The sequence below is a fragment of the Methylophaga sp. UBA4204 genome, assembly GCF_002379485.1.
Classification (GTDB): domain Bacteria; phylum Pseudomonadota; class Gammaproteobacteria; order Nitrosococcales; family Methylophagaceae; genus Methylophaga.
Genome location: NZ_DFTU01000043.1, coordinates 28049 through 30980 on the forward strand (window position 1 = coordinate 28049; position 2932 = coordinate 30980).

Annotated in this window: 3 protein-coding genes; 2 read left to right on the top strand and 1 reads right to left on the bottom strand. The window is 45.4% G+C overall.

Annotated elements, in window-relative coordinates; translation table 11 throughout:
* Both B3182_RS06140 and B3182_RS06145 read left to right on the top strand, forming a co-directional pair.
* Window positions 1-546 (top strand): delta 1-pyrroline-5-carboxylate synthetase (locus B3182_RS06140; protein WP_292751981.1); only part of this gene is annotated, 546 nt, incomplete at its 5' end.
* On the top strand, window positions 543-1730 hold the full coding sequence (locus B3182_RS06145; RefSeq protein ID WP_292751984.1) for a pyridoxal phosphate-dependent decarboxylase family protein: 1188 nt from the start codon (window positions 543-545) through the stop codon (window positions 1728-1730). The genes B3182_RS06140 and B3182_RS06145, both read left to right, overlap by 4 nt.
* Here the strand turns inward: B3182_RS06145 and B3182_RS06150 are convergent.
* The coding region (locus B3182_RS06150; protein ID WP_292751987.1) for a hypothetical protein at window positions 1705-2932 on the bottom strand (1228 nt) is incomplete at its 5' end. The two genes, B3182_RS06145 and B3182_RS06150, sit on opposite strands and share 26 nt — an antisense overlap.

Below are 2932 nucleotides of genomic sequence, written 5' to 3' on the forward strand. Positions count from 1 at the left end.
TATCACACTGCTGAACTCAAATCCTGGTTAACATTGCTGGAACAAACGGCGCTTAATGAGTCTGTGGTAATTGTTCCGGGCGGTGGTCCTTTTGCTGATATGGTGCGTCAGGCGCAGCAACTGCATAAATTTGATGATCAACATGCTCACCATATGGCGATCCTTGCCATGGCACAATATGGGTTGATGCTTCAGGCCTTGTTACCCTCCGCTGTCCTTGTAAAAACGCCAGCAGAAGTTTCCAGCCATTGCCAACTGGCTATCTGGTTGCCAGATGATCAATTACTGCAAGTCAAAGAAATTACCCAAAACTGGCAGATCACTTCCGACAGTCTGGCTTTGTGGTTTACACAGCAATTTCCACAAAGCAGCTTGAGTCTAATCAAACGTGTTTCCGCAGAGAGTGGAGATCTCAACGAGTTAAGTAAAAAAGGCATTATTGATCAGGGTTTTACTGCACTGTTCCAACAAAGACCAATTTCAACTCAATTGATCCATTATCAAGCCCTGGATAACTTTCCCGAGCATGGAATTAAGCTCGGATGAGCATTGATTCAAGTCAACTATCTGCCACGCTGTCAGCGTTAATTAATCAGTCTCTGCAACAATTCGACATCGATGCTAAAACGCTTCAACAGCTTTCCCAACAAATAGATACCTTACTCCTTGCAGGACAGCGTCACAGACAAGCAAACTGGGCAGGTCATATGACGCCTGCAGTAAATGAATTAGCCGCACTGGGAAAGCTTGTGGCGGCTTTGCATCAAGGTAATCTGCTCTCATCAGAGCTTTATCCAGAACTTGCGATCATTGAAAAAGATATCTTTGATTTTTTCTGCCCTTTGTTTGGTCAACAACACGGACATGCGACGCATGGTGGCAGCTATGGCAACCTTGATGCGTTATGGCAGGCTCGAAAANNAAAAAAATTCGGTGGCCATTCAAACCGGGTATATGCCAGCGATCAATCCCACTATTCCGTTTTCAAGGCGTGTGACATTTTGGGCCTGCAGTTACAATTGATCCCCACCAATGATTCCCAGCAGATGGATATTGCCGCACTTGCGTTTGCCTGTAACGAGCAGACGCCAATGGCCATTGTTGCTACAGCAGGCACCACCAGTAGTGGACAGATCGATGATATCAATGCGGTTAAAGCAATTATTGGGCATAGTCCATGTTGGCTGCATATCGATGCAGCCTGGGGTGGTTTTTTAAGTTTAATCAACACTAGTCCCCTGACTGACAAACAGCTCGGACAAGCTGATTCGGTCTGTTTTGATCCGCACAAAAGTCTGGGCCAGCCCCGTCCCTGCGGGTTATTGATGTATCAGCAACCAATTAAAGCTACGGCCTCGCCAACCCAATACCTGACACAAACACCACGTGACACATTACCGGGTTCCTATGGAGCAGAGCTTTTACTGCCTTTATGGCTGACCATTAAAGCACTTGGAAAAGCAGGTCTTGTTGAGCAAATTGACTTTCAACTCGATCAGGCCAGAAAATTTGCCGATTTTCTCAATGAGCAGCCAGGTTGGCAGGCAGAAGGTTCTCCCACAGGCATTGTCTGTTTTAATCCCCCCCCTCAAAAAGACCTTTCCGGTTTGCTTGAAAAAGGTATTTTTTCACTTACAGAAATTGCTGGAAAAAGAGTCTATCGTGCTGTCTTTGCCGGACCTGGGACCCGCAGTGACACACTGATTAGCGATCTGGCGCCTTATCTATAATCTGTTTTTGTACGCCATCATAGCGTCTTAGCCAGGGCGATATTTTATTTAACGGAGAGGACCATTGCTGACTATCACGCATTGCTACCTGTTTTGAAGGATATACCCCGTAGATCACGGCATACCAGACTTCACCATTACGCATACTTTCAAAAACTGCAACATTACCTGTCAGTTCATTTTTTTCCACAAAGCTGTCCACTTCAGATCTATCCCATGTTCCCATTAATTGAAAGGTAAAATCAGTAGCGGATTGCTGCATAATCCACTCTTTATCCTTTAAAGTCGTATCGACCAGATCAGAAAATGCTGTATCAGCTTTCTCCGTGGTGGTAGCGGGTTCGGGAATTAATTCAATTGGCGGGTTAATTTGTTCAGGCGTTGAAGGTGGCTCAACCTCTTGTTCTTCTGCTGTTTCAGAAGTCACTTTTTCTATTTCAGAACTTGAATCATCATTCACCGTGACAACGTCGGCAATAGATTCCTCTGAATCAGCAGTCTGAGAGGGTTGTTCAATTATTTCTACAGGATCAAGTAAAACGTCTGCAGCGACTTCCTGTTCAGGTTCAGGCTCTACTTCATCGGTCGGGGAAATGGTTTCGATTGCTGCTTCAACATCAGAGTCAGTCGTCGGTTCAGCTTCTATATCTGTCTGTTCCAACTCTTCGAGTAATTCGACTAATTCCTGGCGATCGGCTTCTGCAACACTGGTAAGTTCTTCTGGCTCATCCACAACGACCATGGGCAAGTCTTCGGTTAAAGCATCCGTATTTAGCACATCGTCTTCAATCGTGCTTTTATCAGCAACAAACAAGTCATTTATCTGCTGCTGGTAAAACAAAACCAATGCAAATAAAACACCCAGCGGAACCAGTCCAAACCATTTATTCCAGCGCAAAGAAACAGCAGGAAACTTGAAGCTGAAAGGCAGCTGCACCGGTTTGCCCTGTCCCAGTAAAAATTTATGGGCAAGATGATTCAATGCTGCCGGAACACCTGAAGACTGTCGATGAAAACGTATTAATGCTTTGTTATCAAATGGGCTGTCACCGTTGAAACCAACACCCTGTAACCGCTGCAATAAATAAGCAGCGGTTTCCTGTTGTGGAATTGGCCCCAGCAGTAAGGGTTGAATGCGCTCATTTTGAGAAGCCATGACATCAGCCGTAACATCAGTTACTACCGCCCGCCATAGATACCCC